Here is a 19464-nt window from a genome sequence, read left to right as displayed (position 1 = left end):
TAATTTCAGCTTAATTTAAACTATTTTAGAATTACTAGTAATGATATGCATGGCGGAGTCTTGCCGAGTTCTCATTATATTTCAGGATAAGCCACTTCGTCTTGCGCTTCACCAAAGCTTTAGTCGCTTTGGCTTGCTCAGGCTGGACTTACTTTGGTTTCGCCCAAATGAGAAGCAACGCTTCGCAAGAAAGGCATCTTGCGCTGCTATAATCGCAGCTCACCACAAAACTCGTTGACTACCATCAGCTTGTTGAATGGGTCGCAGAAACGGCATTCTTTTAGTGTCGTCCTGTCTCGAACAATTGTGGATGACGTTTCCGTGTATCCAGTTTCAACATAAGTTCTTATATTGAACTAGCAATAATTATTTCATCTCTTTCAGTTTACGTGCTGCTTCTTCAGCAAAATACGTCCAGATCCCATCGGCACCTGCACGACGGCAGCACATTAAGGACTCTAAAATCACACTGTCCGATAACCAGCCATTTTGAATTGCGCCAGCAAGCATCGCATATTCACCACTGACTTGATAGATAAAGGTTGGGACACCAAAGGTATCTTTGACTTCACGCACAATATCCAGATATGGCATACCAGGCTTTACAATCACCATGTCCGCACCCTCCTGAATATCAAGGGCGATTTCATGCAGGGCTTCTGCACGGTTGCCTATATCCATCTGGTAGTTATATTTATTGCCCCCTTTGAGGTTGCTGGCTGAACCGACTGCATCACGGAATGGGCCATAAAAGCTGGATGCATATTTGGCTGAATACGCCATGATATTGGTATAAATAAAACCATTTTGCTCAAGTGCCTGACGAATCGCACCAATACGGCCATCCATCATGTCACTTGGCGCGACCACATCTGCGCCTGCTGCGGCATGGCTCAATGCCTGTTTGATTAGGCATTCCACCGTTTCATCATTCAGTACATAGCCTGTATTATCAATAATACCGTCCTGACCATGTGTGGTGTATGGATCAAGTGCGCCATCGGTGATCAGCACCATTTCAGGCAATTCTTTTTTAAGCAGGCGGCAGGTGTTTTGAACCAGACCATCTTCATGCCAGGCCGCTTCCGCCATTAAACTTTTATCTTGTTGTGGTGTTACGGGGAATAGGGCAAGTTTTGATACGCCAAGTTCCAGCAGGCTTTCCGCCTTTTTGAGCAATAAATCGGCAGACAGGCGCTGCACATTTGGCATGCTTGGAATATCCTGGCTTTGTTGTTGGCCCGGTAGTACAAATACTGGATAAATCAAGTGATTAGCTGTGAGTTGTGTTTCGCTGACCATGGCACGGAGCTGGTCATTTTTACGGATACGGCGCATGCGAGTCGCAGGGAAAGCTGGACGATTGAACGTATAAGTCATAACAATCTCGATGTTCAGTATTACACTATAGAAATAATTGGCTCATTTAAGGCATGCTGGGGAGAGCTTGGCAGCCTGAACCAATGAAAGAACCTCGCTATTGTAGCCCCATAATTTTAGATTTGTACAAAATAGTGGGATGTTTATCGTTCCTTTGGATGTTGGCAGCGTATGAATGATGTAAAGAAAAACTGGACGGGTAATATTCAGTTGGGTGTGGAAGTAGATCATGCTGTGGTGTTAAAGCAACTTTGTAAATCCTTTAATGCCTGTCCATTCTTTAAATACAGTGGTATGGAGATGCGTGTGGTCGATGACCAGATTGAAGCCTATGTGGAAATGAAGCCTGAACTGGTGGGGAATCTGGCCTTTCAAATCCTGCATGGCGGCGTGGCTGCAACCATACTGGATAGTATTGGTGGAATTGTCGCGATGGAGCAGCTTTACCGTCATTCAACCCCTGAGAATTTGCCTGATACCATCAAAAAAGTTTCCCGTTTGGCAACAGTCGATATGCGTGTTGATTATCTGGCACCAGGGCGTGGCCAGTTCTTTATTGCGCGTGCTGAAACATTACGTTTAGGCCGTAAGGGCTGCACCATGCGTATGACCATGGTCAATGATGAAGATAAACCAATCGCAACCGCAATTGCCTCTTATGCGTACTAGGGCATTGAGCAAACATTTAAAGCGTCATTGGACGCTTTTTTATATCTGAATAACCATGCTTTCTTACCATCAGGTTTGACACGAAAATATAAGCCTTTACCGTCAAGCTCTCTATATTCTTTTGATTCAGGTTCAAGGTTCGCAAGAGCAGTATCTGATAATGGCCTGCGTTTAATTTCTGTTCTTTTCATGGCTTGTACACCAGCGGATTCAATAAATCTTGCAATGTACAAGGCAGTGTACACGGTGCATGTACACTATAGCTGGTTATATTTGGTTATGTTTAGGGATTAAAAAAGCCCTAACCATTTCTGGCTAAGGCTTTCAGTCTTATGTATCGTGATAAATCTTGATACATTTTTCGGAATTTGGTGGAGGTGGCGTCAGATGAACTTAAGATTTAAGTTGTTGATTTGTTTTGGGTAGTTGTAAATTTTTTGTATCTTTGACCCAATTTTGACCCCAATAGGATTTTTTTGGTACGTTTCGTTCAAATCCTCGTCATGGATTTGAATTCGTGTACGGATGATAGCATTATCATTACTAACAGCATATTCTTGTCCAATTGGACACTTAATAGTATATCGTACTGGACATAGATTCTTCTTTTAATTGGATACTCTGATTTTCAGATACTCTTTGTACCTAAAACGAAATTTAAATGAAAAAGTGAAATAAGTCCTATGAAAAAAGCAGTTATTGCACTGAGTTGCTTAAGTATATTTATGACAGGCTGTTCCTCGCTTCTTAATCCAACTATTCACAATTCACTAAAAGAAGTGAGAGCATCCAAATTCCTAAAAAATGAAGATAAAACAAAAACCATCGGTGGGATTGATGCAAATAATAATGGTGTGCGTGATGATATTGAGGGATACATTAAGCTCAAATATGCTAATAACCCTGAGGCTATTAGCGTGTATATGCAGTATGCGAAAGAATTGCGAAAAAAGTTGACTTTGGCTAGTGAAGATCGTGAAACATATCGTAGAGCAGCACATGAAGCTAGTATGAAAATGGTTTGTGCTTCGGAAATTGATGAAAAAGTTGAGCCTGAAAAAATGTATCAGGACACAATCATGATTCATGCCCTAACGGTGAATACCAAGCAACGTAGGGCTGAAAGTAATCGTATTAGCTCGTTGGTGAGTGGCATGGTATTCACATTGCCAACTACGGAACACTGTAAAAATTAACGATTTATTAAAATGTCCAAGTTAAAGAAGAATGGGTGTCCAAATACTTATTGATTTTGCACTAACACTCTAGTTATTTTAAAAGCTGTATTTTTTATAGAAAAAATTTATTTGCAAGTTTGAGGTAGCCTAATATTAAAGTAAATCTGTTGCCCGTTCTGAAGTGTGTTGTGGGGAGTATTTAATCAGTCTGGATGGCTGTAATAAAGTTTTTCTTACCCCAGATTTTTTGTTTTTAAGAATATTTTTATATGTTCTGATATACATAATTTGAATACCTGTATATCTAGATCATTAATAAAGTTCGGGTCGCAGGTGGCTGTAATGGTGAGTTTACTCCTGCATGTCAAGGCTGGTTAGAAGGTGGTAACGCTTGGATGTTTTTAGCTTATGCAGAAAGCAGTAAATTTCCACAATGCTTTTGAATTGGGTTTTAAAGGATGCAAAATTATAAAGAATAAATTGATATTATTTTCCAAGTCAGCTAAAAGTGGCTGACTTGGAGCATGTAGAAAATAGGTACTTACATAAAACTTATAACAGTCCTGAGTGTGTAACTTAATACTTCGATCTACCTTTTTCATCCAGAAAATCAAGCTCATATCTTTCATTGATTAATTTTTCGATTACCTTGTTTTCACTTAAGTTCATAAGTGCACTAAGTTTACTTAATTTGTCCTTGCAGTCTTTAGTAAGCGGAAGGTGGTAATTTTTCTTTACTTTGTCTGATTGGCGATATTTTTTTTGTGACCATGACTTTTTCATCTTTTCGATCAATATTGTTCTTACAGCAGGATTTGAGTAAGCGTAACGATCTAAGTCTATAAGAATCTGATCGTATAAGCTGAGTTGATTCAGATTCACTTTCCTTGAGGGTGGCATGTAATTGAGCGAAGGGTTTTGAAAAATTTTGGATAAATACTCTTTAGCCCATTTTAATTGAAGTTCATCATCTGGACTGATCCATGAGATTTCTTTATCTGGAACGCTGAAATAATTAAATCCTTCATTAGCATGTTTTAATTTTGAGAGTTTATCCTGAAAATTTGTATCTAAGACATCATATCTAGTAATTAGCTGTTCGTAAAAGTCCCCATCAAAAAAAAGATTAAAGTGTTTTCCATTGTTCCAATTTATCGAAAACTCATCAGGATTGTTGGGGTTGTTTGTAATGAATTTGGGGAGTAGAGGTGAGGTGATATAATGAGTTTTTAGTTGTTTGTATTTTAAAAAATTTGGATAAACTCGTGGATGATTGACTCTCAAGAAGTGTGATGGTCTATAGATGGGGGATTGCAGTTGTAAGCTGAGTTCCTCGTGTAGCCAGATAATCAATCTGTTATTGTTTTTTTCTATAAATTCAAGTTCCTCATCAGGGATGATTGTATCTTTGATATATAGGTGAAGCAACTCTACGAATGCTGCCGTATTTGGTCCTTCACTTACAAGAGCCTTAAAAAGTTCTTCTTTAATCTTTTCATTAGTTGGTATGATCAAGAACTGTGATGGCAAATATTCGTCTTTGTAATGTACACAATAGATATACCAAGCAAGAACGTATTCTCTATTCCCAAAATCTTTAAAATAATTCTCATAATTTTTATAAAATAAATCTAAATCCATTTTATACCCTTTCTATAGATCACTTATGATAAGTATAAAAGAATTCACCATTCTTTTGAATAAATTTTGAGTGATTTTTAGTGGAATTCAAAAAGTAATTAATAAGGTTTTTTTATATTTTAAAGAGTTTTTTTTGGTAGAATTTGTGTAGAATTACAGTAGATATAATTTTAATAAAAAACTAAAAATCAATAGGTTGTATTTTTTTTAAAAGTTTTTATTAATATTTTACTTGATGCAAAATTTTATTGTAGTTTAAGGTAAAATTGTTTTATGTTGGATCAAATTTTTTGGTGCAAAAAGAAAGAAGATTTATTTTTTTGATTTTTAGCTTTTGGCGGATAACTCCCGCCAACTCGCGTGCGAAGAAACGCACGCATTTGCTTGCATGTTTGTATGCCGTGCTATTGCAGAACCGAGGATTGGGGATTAGGTGTAAAGCAGGTATTTATATTATTACTAATATTACTAATTACTACACAATTGAGATTAAGAAGTTTTAGGTATTACTGATGAGATCAAATACCAGTACTAGATCAAAGTAATTATATGTGGTGATGTAGAGAACTCATGAACGAGATATGGCAATCAGTCTGCTCAAAACAGACTGATTGTCAGTTTACCTATTCTACTGATCCAACAACTAAGCGTATCGTTTTATGCTTGTGCTTGCTTCTCAGAGCAAAGCACAGCAGCAGTCAGACTGAGTAAAAAATTATATTTAGGTCTTTAGCTATGTGTTCATTCATAGCTAAGGATTACAAATGTTTAATCCCTTTTGTTTAGATAACCAGTCTTCTGTGTTGAAGGCTGTCGATGACTTTGTGTTTCGCTGTAATAATTTAGGTGTACCACCTGATCAGTTTATATCAGAGCTCAAAGAGCTGATCCCTGCATTTAACGTCTTCATACAAGAGGGCGTAGTCTACTCGACCTACATCCAAGCATTTCTTCGTTTGGTGGAGGATATCGACCGTAAGCGCCATAAACGTGATTATGAGACCTACTTCAATAGTTTAAGCAAAGCAGAAGTATATCGGTTCAGAGACCAGTTGCGGCATTGTGAGAAAGATTTGGCGGTTGAAATGAAACGCTATACTGAAAAAAAGCGGCATAATCGTGAGGCGTTTGACTCTTACATCAATGCAATTTTCGCTAACTACAGCCGCGGATTGGTCATTCGGGTCGATTTGAGTTATCTGCAAGAAAGTCAGCCTCAAGTTACTTTGGATCGCTTTAGCCAGGATGTAGAAAGTTTACGGAAATATCTGCAGTACAGACAGGGGCTTGTAGAGCACCTATTGGGCTATGGGATGGCTTTAGAGCAGGGCGACAGAAAAGGCTTTCATATTCATCTATATCTGATTTTCAACGCACATAAAGTTCAGCGGGATGAATATTACGGGTATAAATTGATCGAGCTTTGGCAGGGTATTACTCAAGGGATTGGTATGGGCTATAACGTCAACAGTAAGGAGAATAAGGAAAAGTATCAAATGATGGGGACTTTGGGAATTGGTGAGATATTTTCTGCTGATCAAAATATGCGTAAGAATACGTCGACGGTTGCAGAGTATTTGAATCATGATGATAAATGGTCTCAACGATTGCTGATTAGAACTCCTAAAATGCGAACTTTTACCAAAGGTGAGCTTGAACCACGGTGGGTTCTGGCTAAAACCCAAGTTCAGGAGCAGCAGGCAGATCAGTCTGATCCAGCGCCAATCGGTGCATGGACAGCGTTTGATAGAGACCTTATAGACTTATAAAGCGAGTAAAAAAATATGGTGCTGACAGTTCTATGAAATCTAGTGAATCAGGACTGTTAGCATGACGATACATCTCGAATTAGCCATTGCCCCGCGTTTAGAGGCGGATATCTATAACCTTTATATTGAAGCTCGTAATTTGCGTGGACAAGATGGTGAGCAGCTATGTATTCAGAAATTCACAGAAAAGTTACTGGCATACAGCGATGCTTGCCAGCGATTGATGCATTTGGATTGTAATGTTGAACTGTCTTTTTGGTTAACGTGCTTTAAACAAGCTTATTTAACAGTGTTTAATAAAAACGAGTGGCACTATTACCAAGATGATCGACTGGACTCAAAACGGTTGTCCCTTGTTGTTAAAGAATTACTTTGCAGCTTTAACACAGCTACATTTGTAAATTGGATGAATCATGTCAATGAACGTCAGCGCAAAAACATAGACAAAGTTGAGCGTTTATACCAAGCCATGAATGAGATTTGCATAAATCCAAGGGATGTCTGCTTTAATTTTGGTTTTCAGAGTGTGGTTAATCCGTATCTTTGCCTTGAGACATTAAGCAAGATGGTAAAACAGTTTGAAAAACGATTAGATCACCTGGAGTGGTATCGTTACAAAGTTTGCTTTGCATTGCGTTATATACATCGTGAAGAGCGGATACCGCGTTACGTGGTTACATTATGTCTGAGTTTTGATCATCATTATTTTGAACAGATTAGAGTGGATCAAATCGAGTTGGATCTAGCAAGGCTTTGGCGCGACGTCACTGAACAGAAAGGAATTTCGTTGGATAAACCTGATTTGCTGATGCACCATCCCATTCAGGCACTGCCATTGCAAGCGAGTGAAACGAATAGCCTTGAAACAGCAGGTGCTGAGTTTTGTTTGCTGAATCATCTTCTGGAATTACCACAGGGCGGAAGTATTGTGAATGATGAGAAGAAGGCTTTGTGTGTAACTTACCTTGGATTCAAAAACATGAGTGTGATTAAAAAAAAAATTGAATAAGTAAGGGGGCATTGGATATGTAGCATGCATTTGCTTAACAGAAGTGGCTACAACCAATAAACCATTATTTTTTATATGTTTTGAAGTTGACACTATTCAGTGCGCAGATTATCCTTTTTTTGCTGGCCTACATTGCCAGTGGGTTTTGACAGACCCAATAACAAAGACAATGTGTAAACTCTGTTTTACACATTGGAAACCCGTTCGTCCCCCTTTTCTCTATGGTAGGGCGGAAGGGGGACGCGCTTGCGCGTGCTGGTTTCTTTGTTACCAGTCTGTCAACCCTCTTTCGTTCTGCCGCCATCAATTGACAGTGATCTGGTAGAACTCTTTAAAACAAAGGAGTGAGCCATGTGTTTACTGAATTTCTTGCATAACTTTATCTTTCATCACCCGAACTATGATATGTGCTGAATTAGCAGGAGACTTTCACTTGGGATATGCTAGGCAGCTAACCGATAAAAGTTCTCTGCTATTTGATTTGGCGTTTTAAAATCCAAACTCTTTTGAATTCTTCGCTGATTATAAAATAACACAATGTATTTTGTAATATCTGCTTTAGCTTCATCTCTGGTTTTATAGTTGCAATGATGCACTAATTCATTCTTGAGTATGCCCCAGAAACTTTCAATCGGTGCATTATCGTAACAGTCCCCACGTTTGCTCATTGAACCTTGAAAATCACATTTTTCCAGTATCTTTCGATATTCATGGCTGCAATATTGGCTGCCTCTGTCCGAATGAACAATTAAGCCTTTCGTTGGTTTTTGATTACGAATCGCCATAGTCAGTGCATTGCAAACAAGTTGTGCGGTCATACGCTCATTTAAGCTATAGCCAACCACTTGTTTCGTGTACAGGTCTTTTACTGCTGCCAAGTATAACCAACCTTCAGCAGTCCAAATGTATGTAATATCGCTTGACCATGCAAGATTGGGCTTAGTCATTGAAAACTGTTGCTCTAGTAAATTTGCGTAGATCGCTCGATTATGATCACTCTTCGTAGTTCTTTTGAAACGCTTATGACGCTTACAATACAGCTGGTTGAGCTTTTTTATTTGACGTACAGCATACGTACTGATTTTGATACCTTGCGCTTGTAAATGCTTAGTTAATCGAATATAGCCATAGCTTTGTTTAGTTTCCTCATGAGCTATTTTGACCAAAATTGTCTGTTGATTTCGCTGAACCAATCTTTTATTCATGCCTCGTTTTAGCCAATCATAAAATCGTGACACTGAAACGTGAAGTAATCTAGCCATAAAGCTAATCGGGAATAAATATCTTTGCTGTTTCATATAGGCGTACCTTACTGACTTTCTTTCGCAAAGTACGCTGCTGCCTTTTTTAGAAATTCACGTTCCATTTCAGCTGTTTTGAGCTGTTGTTTGAGCTTTTTATTTTCTTCGAGTAAGGCATTTAGATCAGGTGAATATTGTTTAGTGCCTGCTAAGGTGCCAGTCTTTGCTTTATTATTCCAATTTGAAAGAGTTTGCATTGAAATGCCAAGTTGTCTGGCTGTTTCCGATACATTGCCTTGATTGGCTTCAATCAATTTTATTGCTTCAACTTTAAATTCTGCGGTGTAAGTCTTCTGTTTCTTGCTCATGGTAAACTCCTGATGAGTGTCTATAGTTTACCAAGTTAAAACCTCCTGTTTTCTCAGCACACATCACTATGAACAAAGCGTTTGAGTGCGATTGCTAATTGCTCGCAATAAAACTGTAACATTGAGTCGTTATGCTCACCTCATTATCTGATTTCGTAATCAAAAATAAAGATTGATTACAACAACGAGGGTCTGGCAGCAATGATTCAACTTCAAAATATTACCGTCCAGTACGGACAAATGATTGCGTTGCATCCAACTTCACTCACGTTTCAAGAGGGACAGTTTTCAGTGTTGCTCGGTGCCTCTGGTGCAGGCAAATCAACAATGCTCCGTTGTCTTAACCTGATGCAAAAACCCACTAGCGGCAATATAAACATTACAATGTTAGGTTCATTGTTGGACAAAAAAATATTGCAAGAGCATCGTCGGCGTACTGGCATGATATTCCAGCAGCATCAATTAATTGGTCGACTTTCTGTTTTGCAAAATGTGCTAATGGGTAGACTAGGTTATCACTCGACGCTTCGTACTCTTTTTCCTCTATCGAAGGAGGATCAATCTATTGGATTACACAGCCTTGACCGCGTTGGGCTACTTCACAAAGCACTCTCACGAGTGGATGAGTTAAGTGGCGGTCAGCAACAACGCGTGGGTATAGCTCGGGCATTAGCGCAGCGACCGGCACTTGTTTTGGCAGACGAGCCTGTGGCAAGCCTTGATCCAGCAACCGCCAACAAAGTCTTGGCGCTCTTACACCAGATATGCAAAGAAGACGGCATAACCGCTGTAGTCAGCCTACATCAAGTCGATCTCGCTAAACGCTATGCTGACCGAATCGTCGGTCTGGCTCATGGCAAGGTTGTGTTCGATGCAATACCAGCGGCTCTGACACAAACGCATGTAACTGAACTCTATGAACAAAAAGCGTAATTGAATTCAAACATTCCAAATATTACTCATAACCATTGTTTAACTTAAGAACTGAGGAGAAATAACCATGAAAAAGCTATTCGAAAAGCTATTCGCTGTACTGGCTCTAATATCGTTTAGCCTCTTAGGTAGTGTCACATATGCCGCACCTAATCCTGACCCCGGCACATTAAAAGTTGCTCTCTTGCCTGATGAAAATGCATCAACCGTCATTAAAAATAATAAGCCTCTAGAGATGTATCTTGAAAAAGCTCTGGGCAAAAAGATTGAGCTTATTGTTACCACTGACTATTCATCAATGATTGAAGGAATGCGGTTCGGTCGTATTGATCTTGCATATTTTGGGCCCTTGTCTTATGTATTGGCCAAACAGAAAAGTAAGATTGAACCATTTGCAGCAATGCAACAAAAAGGCACAACAACTTATCAGTCAGTGCTAATTGTGAATAAGGCGGCGGGCATCAACAACATCACAGATATCAAGAAAAAAACCGTTGCCTGGGGTGACAAGGCCTCTACATCCAGCCACCTGATCCCCAAATCAATGCTTGCTGATAAAGGATTATTTGCCAAAACGGATTACAAGGAGCATTTCGTAGGCGCTCACGATGCAGTGGCGATGGCAGTTCAGAATGGACACGCGCAGGCCGGTGGTCTGAGCAAGCCCATTTTCGAATCGCTCGTTCTGAGCGGCTTGATCGATCTAAACAAAGTGAAGGTCTTAGTGGAGTCAAAACCGTTTCCTCAGTACCCATGGACTATGCGCTCTAACTTAAAACCAGAGCTTAAAGAAAAAATTCGTGCTGCCTTCCTCGATTTGAAAGATCCGAACGTGTTGAAACCATTCAAGGCTGAAGGATTCGGGCCTGTAACAGATAAGGATTACGATGTCGTGCGTGATTTAGGTAGTTTGCTAAAGCTAGATTTTTCCAAGTTCTAATTTTTTGAGGTCTCTACAATGAATACGAACTTCGAAGCCATATTGTCAGAGCAGCGCCAAAGCTGGAATCGAGTAGTTAGGTATGTGATATTGATTTTAGCTATTGTCGTCGGATGTTGGTATTACGTTGGTCTATTTGATGGTGAGCGTTTAGGCGAAGGCGTGCCAAGTCTTGTTAGTCTCATTGGTGAGATGTTCCCTCCCAACTTTAGTGAGTGGAGAGCATGGGTCAAGCCAGTGCTCGATACCTTAGCCATGAGTATTGCTGGAACCGCCATCGCTGTGCTTTTGTCCGTGCCCTTGGGTATTTTGGCTGCACGCAATACCAGTCCACATCCAGCGGTCTATCAGGCTGCGCGTGCTCTGTTAAATGTGTTGAGATCTGTTCCTGAGCTTATTATGGGTATAGTTTTCGTGGCAGCTGTCGGCTTTGGTGCACTGCCGGGTGTGTTGGCATTAGGCCTGCACTCAATCGGCATGATCGCTAAGTTTTTTGCGGAAGCGATTGAGCATACAGATCAAGCACCAGTTGAAGCTGCGCAGGCCGCAGGTTGCAGCCCGCTACAAGTGATATTTCATGGCATTTTTCCGCAAGTATTACCGCAAATGGCCGACACCGCGATTTATCGGTGGGAATACAATTTTCGCGCCTCAACGGTGATGGGAATGGTCGGTGCCGGCGGTATAGGTTTCGAGTTGATAGGATCGCTGCGTCTTATGCAATACCAAGAAGTATCCGCGATATTGCTGGTCATTCTTGGGATGGTGACGCTAGTTGATACATTCAGTTCATTCTTGCGTCGCAAGTTCAAGTAGCTAACCCATATAAAAAATCTGGTATACACATGAAACAAAAAATAGTTCTTACCCACTGGGTTCATCCTGAAATTATCGATTATTTACAATCTGTTGCGGATGTCGTTCCCAACATGACCCGCGATACTATGTCGCGCGCAGAATTGCTGGAGAGAGCAAAGGATGCTGACGCACTGATGGTATTCATGCCTGACAGTATCGATGATGATTTTCTTGCGTCCTGCCCTAAATTGAAGATTGTAGGTGCAGCACTCAAAGGCTATGACAACTTTGATGTCGATGCTTGTACCCGCCGTGGTATTTGGTTCAGCATCGTGCCGGACCTTCTGACCATCCCAACGGCGGAGCTGACAATTGGATTGCTTCTTGGCCTGACTCGCCATCTGGCCGAGGGGGATCGCCGTATCCGAACTCACGGATTTAACGGGTGGAGACCGGAACTATACGGAACGGGTTTAACAGGACGCACACTCGGAATCATCGGTATGGGTGCGGTCGGGCGAGCGATTGCGAAGCGCTTATCGAGTTTTGATATGCGGGTGCTTTATTGCGATGACATCGCCTTGAATCAAGAGCAGGAAAAGGCCTGGAATGCACGACAGGTGAGTCTCGATGAATTATTAAGTAGCAGTGACTTTGTTGTACCTATGCTGCCAATGACGCCGCAAACTTTGCACTTATTGAATGCAGAAACAATTGGCACAATGCGCACAGGAAGCTACTTGATCAATGCGTGTCGTGGTTCAGTTGTCGATGAATTAGCTGTTGCCGAAGCACTTGAATCTGGAAAATTGGCGGGTTATGCGGCAGATGTTTTCGAATTGGAAGAGTGGATCCGTGTTGATAGGCCAACAGCTATTCCGCAGGAGTTACTGACCAATACAGCGCAAACATTTTTCACCCCACATTTGGGGTCTGCGGTCGACGACGTGCGTTTCGAAATCGAGAAACTAGCAGCCAATAATATCTTACAGGCACTGACCGGCCAAAGGCCATCCGATGCTATCAATAATCCAATTTTGGAAGGCGTTAATTGATCAATCTTGAACGCGTAGTTACTTTTCTGGCTGTCGTGAATCGGGGTGGCTTTCGTGAAGCAGCCAAGCACACAGGGCTCTCACAGTCAGCTGTGACTCAGCATGTTAGGCGCCTAGAAGAGTCGCTGAGTGTCAATCTGATTGTGCGAAACAACGCAGGTTGTACGCTCACAGAGGAAGGCAAAGTGTTTTTGCCTTATGCGGAAAACCTAGTGCGCACCGGATCCAGAGCGTGCGCATTATTCGACACAAATCGTCTTGTAATAGGCGCGAGCTCGAATATCGGCATCTATGTATTGCCACCGCACTTGAGGCGGTTCAAGAAAACAGCAACTTGCAATTTTGATGTAGTCATTGGCGATAATCTTACCATTGTGAAAAAACTGGAAAACTTTGAAGTCGATGTGGCCATTATGGAATGGTGGGATCAACGAGAGGGATTTGATGCATGCGTTTGGCGAAGTGAAGCACTAGCTGTGATTGTGCCGGTGGAGCATCCGTGGGCCAAATTGGCGAGTATTCCATTAGATTGGCTGAAGGGAGAGAAATTGCTGGGGGGAGAAACAAGTAGCGGCACAGGGCGTCTGTTACAGCATTTTTTCGGAAGCGTGGCAGATTCTATTGGTGTATCTATGCAGCTTGGAAGCACAGAGGCGGTTAAACGGGCAGTACAGGCAGGCTTGGGTATTTCATTGGTGATCTCTTCGTCTGTGGTCGATGAGTGCGAGAGTGGTCGACTAAGAAGCGTTAAAATTGAAGGGATCACCCCCTACAAAAATCTTTACGTTATTTGTCGTGGCAATATGCTTGAAAATACACCATCGGCACATTTCAAAAAATTTCTACTTCAGTAGATGGATGGTATGTTGTTTATGCCAACAGTTAGAAAGTGTGAAGTTTGCCGTGACATATCATGATTTTAAGTTGATGGTAGCATTTTATTCATTTGCGTTATTTCTCTAGAAGGTAGGCGTCTAAATACTAAGTTTTCTACCTTTAAAAGGCCATATCGAACATCCACTTTAATCTGCGGTATCAAGAGAAGATTATTTTTTGCGAACATCCGCTTTGGGCACAACTGAGCCGGTTCTGGTGCTTTGAAATTAATTTAGATCAATTGCATCGCATATCCACCAGCTAACGTGTCCGTTAGTCTCACTAGCCCCTTTTCGGGTACATCTAGTGTGTCAGGTGCTTAGGCTCTAGCGCAAAAGGCGTACTCTTAATCTTCTCAAGACTCGCCTGTATCCAACCTGCTTTGGTCGCCTGATCATCACTGTGGTCAATCAGAATAATGGTAAGCAGGCAGCGATTGTAAATCGAATTATTTTACTGAGACAAAGTTATTCATCACTTGGTTTATTACGTCGGGATACCTCTGTTTGGTTAAAGCTACTGAAAGAGGTGGCAAAAACAGTAAAAGAAATGCCTGTACGATATTTACAAAACATCAATGGTAAAAATTTTGAGTTTTTATATCGACTCGAATATTCAAATAAGCAATTAAACCTTTTACCACAAGTCATGTATTGTTTAAGACAATTTAGTGAAATTATTGAAGAACTTTGTCAGAAGCGGTGGATTGATTACATTCGTAAGAATAGCAGTAATGCAGCTATCTTGAATAAGCTGCCAAACCTTGAACAGTTTATGTTTGAGCCGAGTCGTAATCAGCTGAATGCTGTTGCTAATGTATTGGTAGAACTACAGGAATGTAAGTGCTTTTACTGTAATAAAGAAATCAAAAGAAATAATTGGGCTGTCGACCATTTTATCCCTTGGTCGATGTACCCATCAGATACTGGGCATAACTTTGTGCTAGCTGACTCAAGTTGTAATTCTAAAAAGAGTAATTTGCTGGCTTCAGATGAGTTCCTGCATAAATGGCAGGAGCGGAATGAAGAACAGGACTTGAAAATTGTAGATCGGATATCTGTACTCGGCTTTCTAACAGACAAAGAGCGGTCACATAAGGTGGCAGAGTGGGCGTATGCGCAGGGGAAAGAGAATAATTATGTATTTTGGGGTTGATATAAAATTTTATTAAATCTATGAATTTTATATTCATTTTAATTAATAAATTTTGCAGTACGAGGAAAAGTGCAAAATAAATTTGCATTAATAAAAGTAATATCGTATAGTGATTTCATGCAGTAGAAAACTTCAGTAGAAGCTCTACTGCATGAATTTGAAAAATTAGCTAATCGCCAAACCAGTAATTTTTCAAAACAAAACTCACTAATCACAGGAGACTTTGTTAAGCAGATTATATCTGAAAAATAACAAAGTACTCCAAGTTTATTAAAGGAAGGACTATGGAGACAAAATTAAAAAATATTGCTGAGATATATACAGGGTTTACGCAACGGCCCCCTGAAAAATCAGTAAATACTTTTGATGTAAAAGCAATTCAAATTAAAGATTTAACCAAAGAACAAGTGGTTATTAAACAAGATCAATGGTCTGAATTTGAATGGGCTTATGACTCAAAACCTCAATATTTAAAGCACAATTCAATCATTGTTGTTGCTCGCGGTGAACCAAACGCTTATGTGTTCAAAGGTAATCAAGCAGATCAAGTTGTAGTCAGTAATCAATTTATTGTAGTGAATTTACAAACTGAAGATTTGAAGCCTGAATTTCTTGCGTGGTACTTCAATCATTCGCAAGCCATGCGTTCCTATTTCGAGATGAATAGTCGTGGATCACAATTAATGATGTTGAATATCTCAACCTTAAAAGAAGCATCTATTGTGATTCCATCATTACAACAGCAAGAAGAGATTCTGCAGCTTGTCGATGACGCAAATAAAGAAGCAATGGTATTTCAGCAGTTAAGCGCATTACGTGCTGAATACAATCAAGCGAAAAGTGAACAAATTTTAGTGCAAGCCAAAGTGGCGCAGTAAACAGAATTTTTGAATTGGAGAAATGAAATGACAAATGAAGTAAATCAACACGCACAACACGGCAAAATTGTAGGGTTAGTTTGGAGTATTGCCAATATTATTCGTGGACCTTATCGTCCACCGCAGTATCGTCGTGTGATGCTGCCATTAATTGTATTAGGACGTTTTGATGCAATTCTTGCACCTTACGCAGAAGAAATGAAAGCATGCTACGAAAAGGCTGTAGTGAATTTAGAAGACAAAACTCCTAATGTCTTTTTGCAAAAGCAGCTGAGCCAAATTGCGGATAAAGACCGTAAACAAAATCTTTATAATATTAGTGGTTTTAATCTGCAAAAACTGCTGGATGATCCTGATCAATTTACGGCAAATTTAACAAAATACATTGATGGTTTTTCACCTAAGGCAAAGGATATTTTTGCGAAGTTTGAATTTGCTAAAGAAATTGAAAAACTTGATGATGCAAACCGTTTATATAAGGTTTTTCAAGAGTTTCGTAATGGTTTGGCTGAATCAGGTTTAAGCCTTGCTCCAAGTAGCGTGAGTAACTTACAAATGGGTTATCTATTTGAAGAGTTAGTTCGCAAGTTTAATGAACAGGCAAATGAGGAAGCTGGGGATCACTTTACCCCGCGTGAAGTGATTGAGCTGATGGTGAATTTGATCTTTGAAGAAGATCAGGACGAGCTTGTTAAGGCAGGGGTACACCGTAGTATTTACGATCCAACGGCGGGTACAGGCGGGATGCTGTCTGAGGCAGAGAAATTTCTTAAGAAATATAATGACAAGATTAGCCTTGATATGTATGGACAGGAATATAATCCTGAGTCATATGCGATTTGTTGTTCTGACTTGTTGATTAAAGATGAACCTGCGGAAAACATTGTTTATGGTGATACGCTTGGTGTGAAAAATGCCAAGGAAAAAGATGGTTATGTTCCTCGTGATGGTCATGCAGACAAAGACTTTCACTATATGTTCTCAAATCCTCCTTTTGGTGTGGAATGGAAAAACCAAAAAGATTTTATTGATGATGAAGAGAAGCAAGGCTTTTCTGGTCGCTTTGGTGCAGGCTTACCACGAATCAATGATGGATCATTATTGTTCGCTCAACACATGATTTCTAAAATGAAAGCTTCGCCTGAAAATGGTGGTGAAGGTTCACGTATTGCTGTGGTATTTAATGGTTCGCCATTATTTACAGGTGATGCAGGTAGTGGTGAAAGTAATATTCGTCGTTGGATCATCGAAAATGATTGGCTAGAAGCGATTATCGCATTGCCTGATCAGATGTTCTATAACACAGGTATTTATACTTATGTTTGGATTATTTCGAACAAAAAATCTGAACAGCGTAAGGGTAAAGTTCAACTCATTGATGGTACGGCACATTATCAGAAAATGGCGAAAAGCTTGGGCAATAAACGTCATGAATTGTCTAAAGAGCATATTGCTGAGCTGACTAAGTTTTATTCAAAATTTAAAGATCAAGACACCAGTGCAATGATTCAAAACAAAACTGGTGAGGCGAAGGTGTGTTCTAAGATTTTTAATAATCAAGATTTTGGTTATTTGAAACTTACCGTAGAACGTCCTTTACGTTTGAACTTCACAATTTCTGCTGAACGTATTGCCTTGTTGGATGATCAATCTGCTTTTGCAAGTTTAGCGAAGAGTAAGAAAGTCAAAGATACTGCTGAAATTTCGAAGGAAGAGCAAGCAGGTCGTTTACAACAGGAAGCGATTAAAAATTTACTTACAGCAAAAATCTCTGATCAGGTTTGGAAAAATCGTGATGAATTTTTAAAAGTACTTGATCCAATTTTAAAAGGATTAACTTTTAAATTGGGAGCTCCTGTGAAGAAAGCGATTTTGGAAGCTTTGTCTGAGCGTGATCAAACTGCGGATGTCTGCAAAGACAGTAAAGGGAATATTGAGCCAGACACGCAATTACGTGATACCGAGCTTGTTTCATTCCCTGATCATTTGACATTACCTTTACCTGTGAATTATGACAAAGAGCCTGATTTATCTAAGTTATTACCATTGGTTACAGCGCATTGCGAAGCTTATTTAAAAGCGGAAGTTTTACCGCATGTGGCTGATGCGTGGATTGATTATAGTAAAACCAAAGTGGGTTATGAGATTCCAATTAACCGTCATTTTTATGTCTATGAGCCACCACGTCCATTGGAAGATATTAAGGCTGAGATTGTTCAGCTTGAGCATGAGATTATGCAGATGTTAGGAGGTTTGTCTGCATGAGCCAATTATCACGTTACGAAAGTTATAAGGATAGTGGCGTGCAATGGTTAGGGGAAATCCCTAGCCATTGGGATGTTAAACGCATGAAATTTGTAGTCGCTAATGTCGGGGATAAAATTGATGCTAAAGAATCTGATCTCAGATATTTTGGTCTAGAAAATATTGAATCATTTACAGGAAAATTACTTGATTCAGTAGAGCTTGAAAGTGAGGGGATAGGTCATAGATTCCAAAAGGATGATGTTTTATTCGGTAAGTTAAGACCCTATTTAGCTAAAGTTTTTTTAGCTCAAGAAGAAGGTTTATCTTCTACCGAAGCTTTGGTGTTTAGATCTTCTGAGGTAATTGATCCGAAGTTTTTAAGTTATTACTGCTTATCGCAAGATTTCATTAATGAAGTTAATGGAACAACTTTCGGTTCAAAAATGCCTCGTGCAAGTTGGGATGATATTTCTTCATTTAGAATGGTTTATCCAAGTTTAGATGAACAAAAAACCATTGCAGATTTTTTAGATAAACGCCTTGCCCAAGTTGATGCTTTAATTGCCAAGCAAGAAACTTTATTGGAAAAATTGGCTGAACAACGCGTGGCTTTGATTTCTCATGCAGTGACTAAAGGTTTAAATCCTGATGTGGAGATGAAAGAGAGTGACGTTGTACTTTTGGGTAATATTCCAAATACATGGAATGTTAAACGGCTTAAATTTCTATTATCTGAAAAATTGAAGTATGGAGCAAATGAATCAGCTGAATCAGAGGATAAAGAAAATCCACGATATATACGAATCACTGATATTGATGATTCTGGAAATTTGAAGGATGAAACATTTAAATCTTTAGAGTCAGAAAAAGCACAAGAATATCTATTGGATGACTTAGATATTTTACTAGCAAGAAGTGGGGCAACTGTTGGTAAAAGTTATCTTTACAAAGCTGAATCAGTAGGTATTGCCTGTTATGCAGGTTATCTAATTCGTGCTAGGTTAGATCAAGAAAATTATAATCCTGAATTTGTTAATTATTTTCTTCAATCTAAACAATATTGGGATTGGATTAGTTCTATAAATATCCAAGCTACGATTCAGAATGTAAGTGCTGAAAAGTATAATGATTTACCTTTAGCTATTCCTCCCTTGGAAGAGCAAAAGCAATTAATTGAGTATTTAAAAAATGAAGATGAAAAGTTTAATAGTGCTATTGGTAAAGGTCAAAAACTCGTTCAACTTTTAAATGAATATCGCTCAACCTTAATCACGCAAGTGGTTACAGGGAAGATCGACGTTAGAAATCTTAAAGTAAACTAAAAAAC

The 19464-nt window shown here is 39.6% G+C and carries 15 protein-coding genes and 2 pseudogenes; 13 read left to right on the top strand and 4 right to left on the bottom strand.

What is annotated here, in order from left to right:
• Positions 1–366: 366 nt before the first annotated feature.
• Positions 367–1380 (bottom strand): porphobilinogen synthase, encoded by a 1014-nt coding sequence (gene hemB, locus F972_RS09855; RefSeq protein ID WP_004682770.1) that lies wholly within the window; start codon positions 1378–1380, stop codon positions 367–369.
• A gap of 171 nt (positions 1381–1551) precedes the next feature.
• Here hemB and F972_RS09850 point away from each other — a divergent pair, with 171 nt between their 5' ends.
• Entirely contained in the window at positions 1552–2049 is a 498-nt protein-coding gene (locus tag F972_RS09850; protein WP_004676633.1) for a thioesterase family protein, read from the top strand.
• A gap of 35 nt (positions 2050–2084) precedes the next feature.
• On the opposite strand, the pseudogene F972_RS09845 reads toward F972_RS09850, so the two are convergent.
• A pseudogene (locus tag F972_RS09845) lies at positions 2085–2240 on the bottom strand (Arm DNA-binding domain-containing protein); the annotation flags it as partial.
• A 492-nt stretch (positions 2241–2732) separates the two neighbouring features.
• On the opposite strand from F972_RS09845, the gene F972_RS16045 reads away from it, so the two are divergent.
• The gene (locus tag F972_RS16045; protein WP_004757416.1) at positions 2733–3245 is read left to right on the top strand and encodes a hypothetical protein; all 513 of its coding nucleotides are present in this window, start codon (positions 2733–2735) and stop codon (positions 3243–3245) included.
• A 558-nt stretch (positions 3246–3803) separates the two neighbouring features.
• Here the strand turns inward: F972_RS16045 and F972_RS09830 are convergent.
• A complete protein-coding gene (locus F972_RS09830) occupies positions 3804–4868 on the bottom strand; it encodes a hypothetical protein (protein ID WP_004757419.1) in 1065 nt (354 codons plus the stop codon).
• 764 nt (positions 4869–5632) lie between these two features.
• On the opposite strand from F972_RS09830, the gene F972_RS09825 reads away from it, so the two are divergent.
• The gene (locus tag F972_RS09825) at positions 5633–6637 is read left to right on the top strand and encodes a YagK/YfjJ domain-containing protein (protein ID WP_004757421.1); all 1005 of its coding nucleotides are present in this window, start codon (positions 5633–5635) and stop codon (positions 6635–6637) included.
• A gap of 139 nt (positions 6638–6776) precedes the next feature.
• The gene (locus F972_RS09820) at positions 6777–7646 is read left to right on the top strand and encodes a hypothetical protein (RefSeq protein ID WP_228127556.1); all 870 of its coding nucleotides are present in this window, start codon (positions 6777–6779) and stop codon (positions 7644–7646) included.
• A gap of 443 nt (positions 7647–8089) precedes the next feature.
• On the opposite strand, the gene F972_RS09815 is transcribed toward F972_RS09820, so the two are convergent.
• Positions 8090–9255, bottom strand: a protein-coding gene (locus tag F972_RS09815; RefSeq protein ID WP_089024808.1) for an IS3-like element ISAba21 family transposase whose coding sequence is annotated in 2 segments (ribosomal slippage) — positions 8090–8997 and positions 8997–9255 — 1167 coding nt in all. Because the reading frame shifts where the segments join, the coding sequence is not laid out codon by codon here.
• A 201-nt stretch (positions 9256–9456) separates the two neighbouring features.
• Between F972_RS09815 and phnC the strand changes: the two genes are divergently transcribed.
• The 9 genes and pseudogenes from phnC to F972_RS09765 all read left to right on the top strand — a co-directional run bounded on the left by phnC (position 9457) and on the right by F972_RS09765 (position 19459).
• Entirely contained in the window at positions 9457–10188 is a 732-nt protein-coding gene (phnC, locus tag F972_RS09805; protein ID WP_004757460.1) for a phosphonate ABC transporter ATP-binding protein, read from the top strand.
• A gap of 67 nt (positions 10189–10255) precedes the next feature.
• Complete coding sequence (phnD, locus tag F972_RS09800; RefSeq protein WP_004757462.1) at positions 10256–11128, top strand: phosphate/phosphite/phosphonate ABC transporter substrate-binding protein; 873 nt, start codon at positions 10256–10258, stop codon at positions 11126–11128.
• Positions 11129–11146: 18 nt separating this feature from the next.
• The gene (gene phnE / locus F972_RS09795) at positions 11147–11944 is read left to right on the top strand and encodes a phosphonate ABC transporter, permease protein PhnE (RefSeq protein ID WP_004757464.1); all 798 of its coding nucleotides are present in this window, start codon (positions 11147–11149) and stop codon (positions 11942–11944) included.
• A gap of 29 nt (positions 11945–11973) precedes the next feature.
• Complete coding sequence (locus F972_RS09790) at positions 11974–12981, top strand: phosphonate dehydrogenase (protein ID WP_004757466.1); 1008 nt, start codon at positions 11974–11976, stop codon at positions 12979–12981.
• Positions 12978–13835: a LysR family transcriptional regulator gene (locus tag F972_RS09785; protein ID WP_004757468.1), complete on the top strand. Its 858-nt coding sequence runs from the start codon at positions 12978–12980 to the stop codon at positions 13833–13835. The genes F972_RS09790 and F972_RS09785 overlap by 4 nt, the downstream gene beginning before the upstream one ends.
• A gap of 424 nt (positions 13836–14259) precedes the next feature.
• Positions 14260–15012 (top strand): annotated as a pseudogene (locus tag F972_RS09780) (HNH endonuclease domain-containing protein); the annotation flags it as partial.
• A gap of 284 nt (positions 15013–15296) precedes the next feature.
• Positions 15297–15890, top strand: coding sequence for a restriction endonuclease subunit S (locus tag F972_RS09775; RefSeq protein ID WP_004769641.1), 594 nt, complete (start codon positions 15297–15299; stop codon positions 15888–15890).
• A gap of 27 nt (positions 15891–15917) precedes the next feature.
• Positions 15918–18155, top strand: a complete 2238-nt coding sequence (locus F972_RS09770) for a type I restriction-modification system subunit M (RefSeq protein ID WP_004757473.1) — start codon at positions 15918–15920, stop codon at positions 18153–18155.
• Positions 18152–19459, top strand: a complete 1308-nt coding sequence (locus F972_RS09765) for a restriction endonuclease subunit S (RefSeq protein ID WP_004757475.1) — start codon at positions 18152–18154, stop codon at positions 19457–19459. The genes F972_RS09770 and F972_RS09765 overlap by 4 nt, the downstream gene beginning before the upstream one ends.
• Positions 19460–19464: the final 5 nt, after the last annotated feature.

The organism is Acinetobacter sp. CIP 102529 (assembly GCF_000368325.1).
Classification (GTDB): Bacteria; Pseudomonadota; Gammaproteobacteria; order Pseudomonadales; family Moraxellaceae; genus Acinetobacter; species Acinetobacter parvus.
This window is presented reverse-complemented; position numbering and strand designations above follow the sequence as displayed.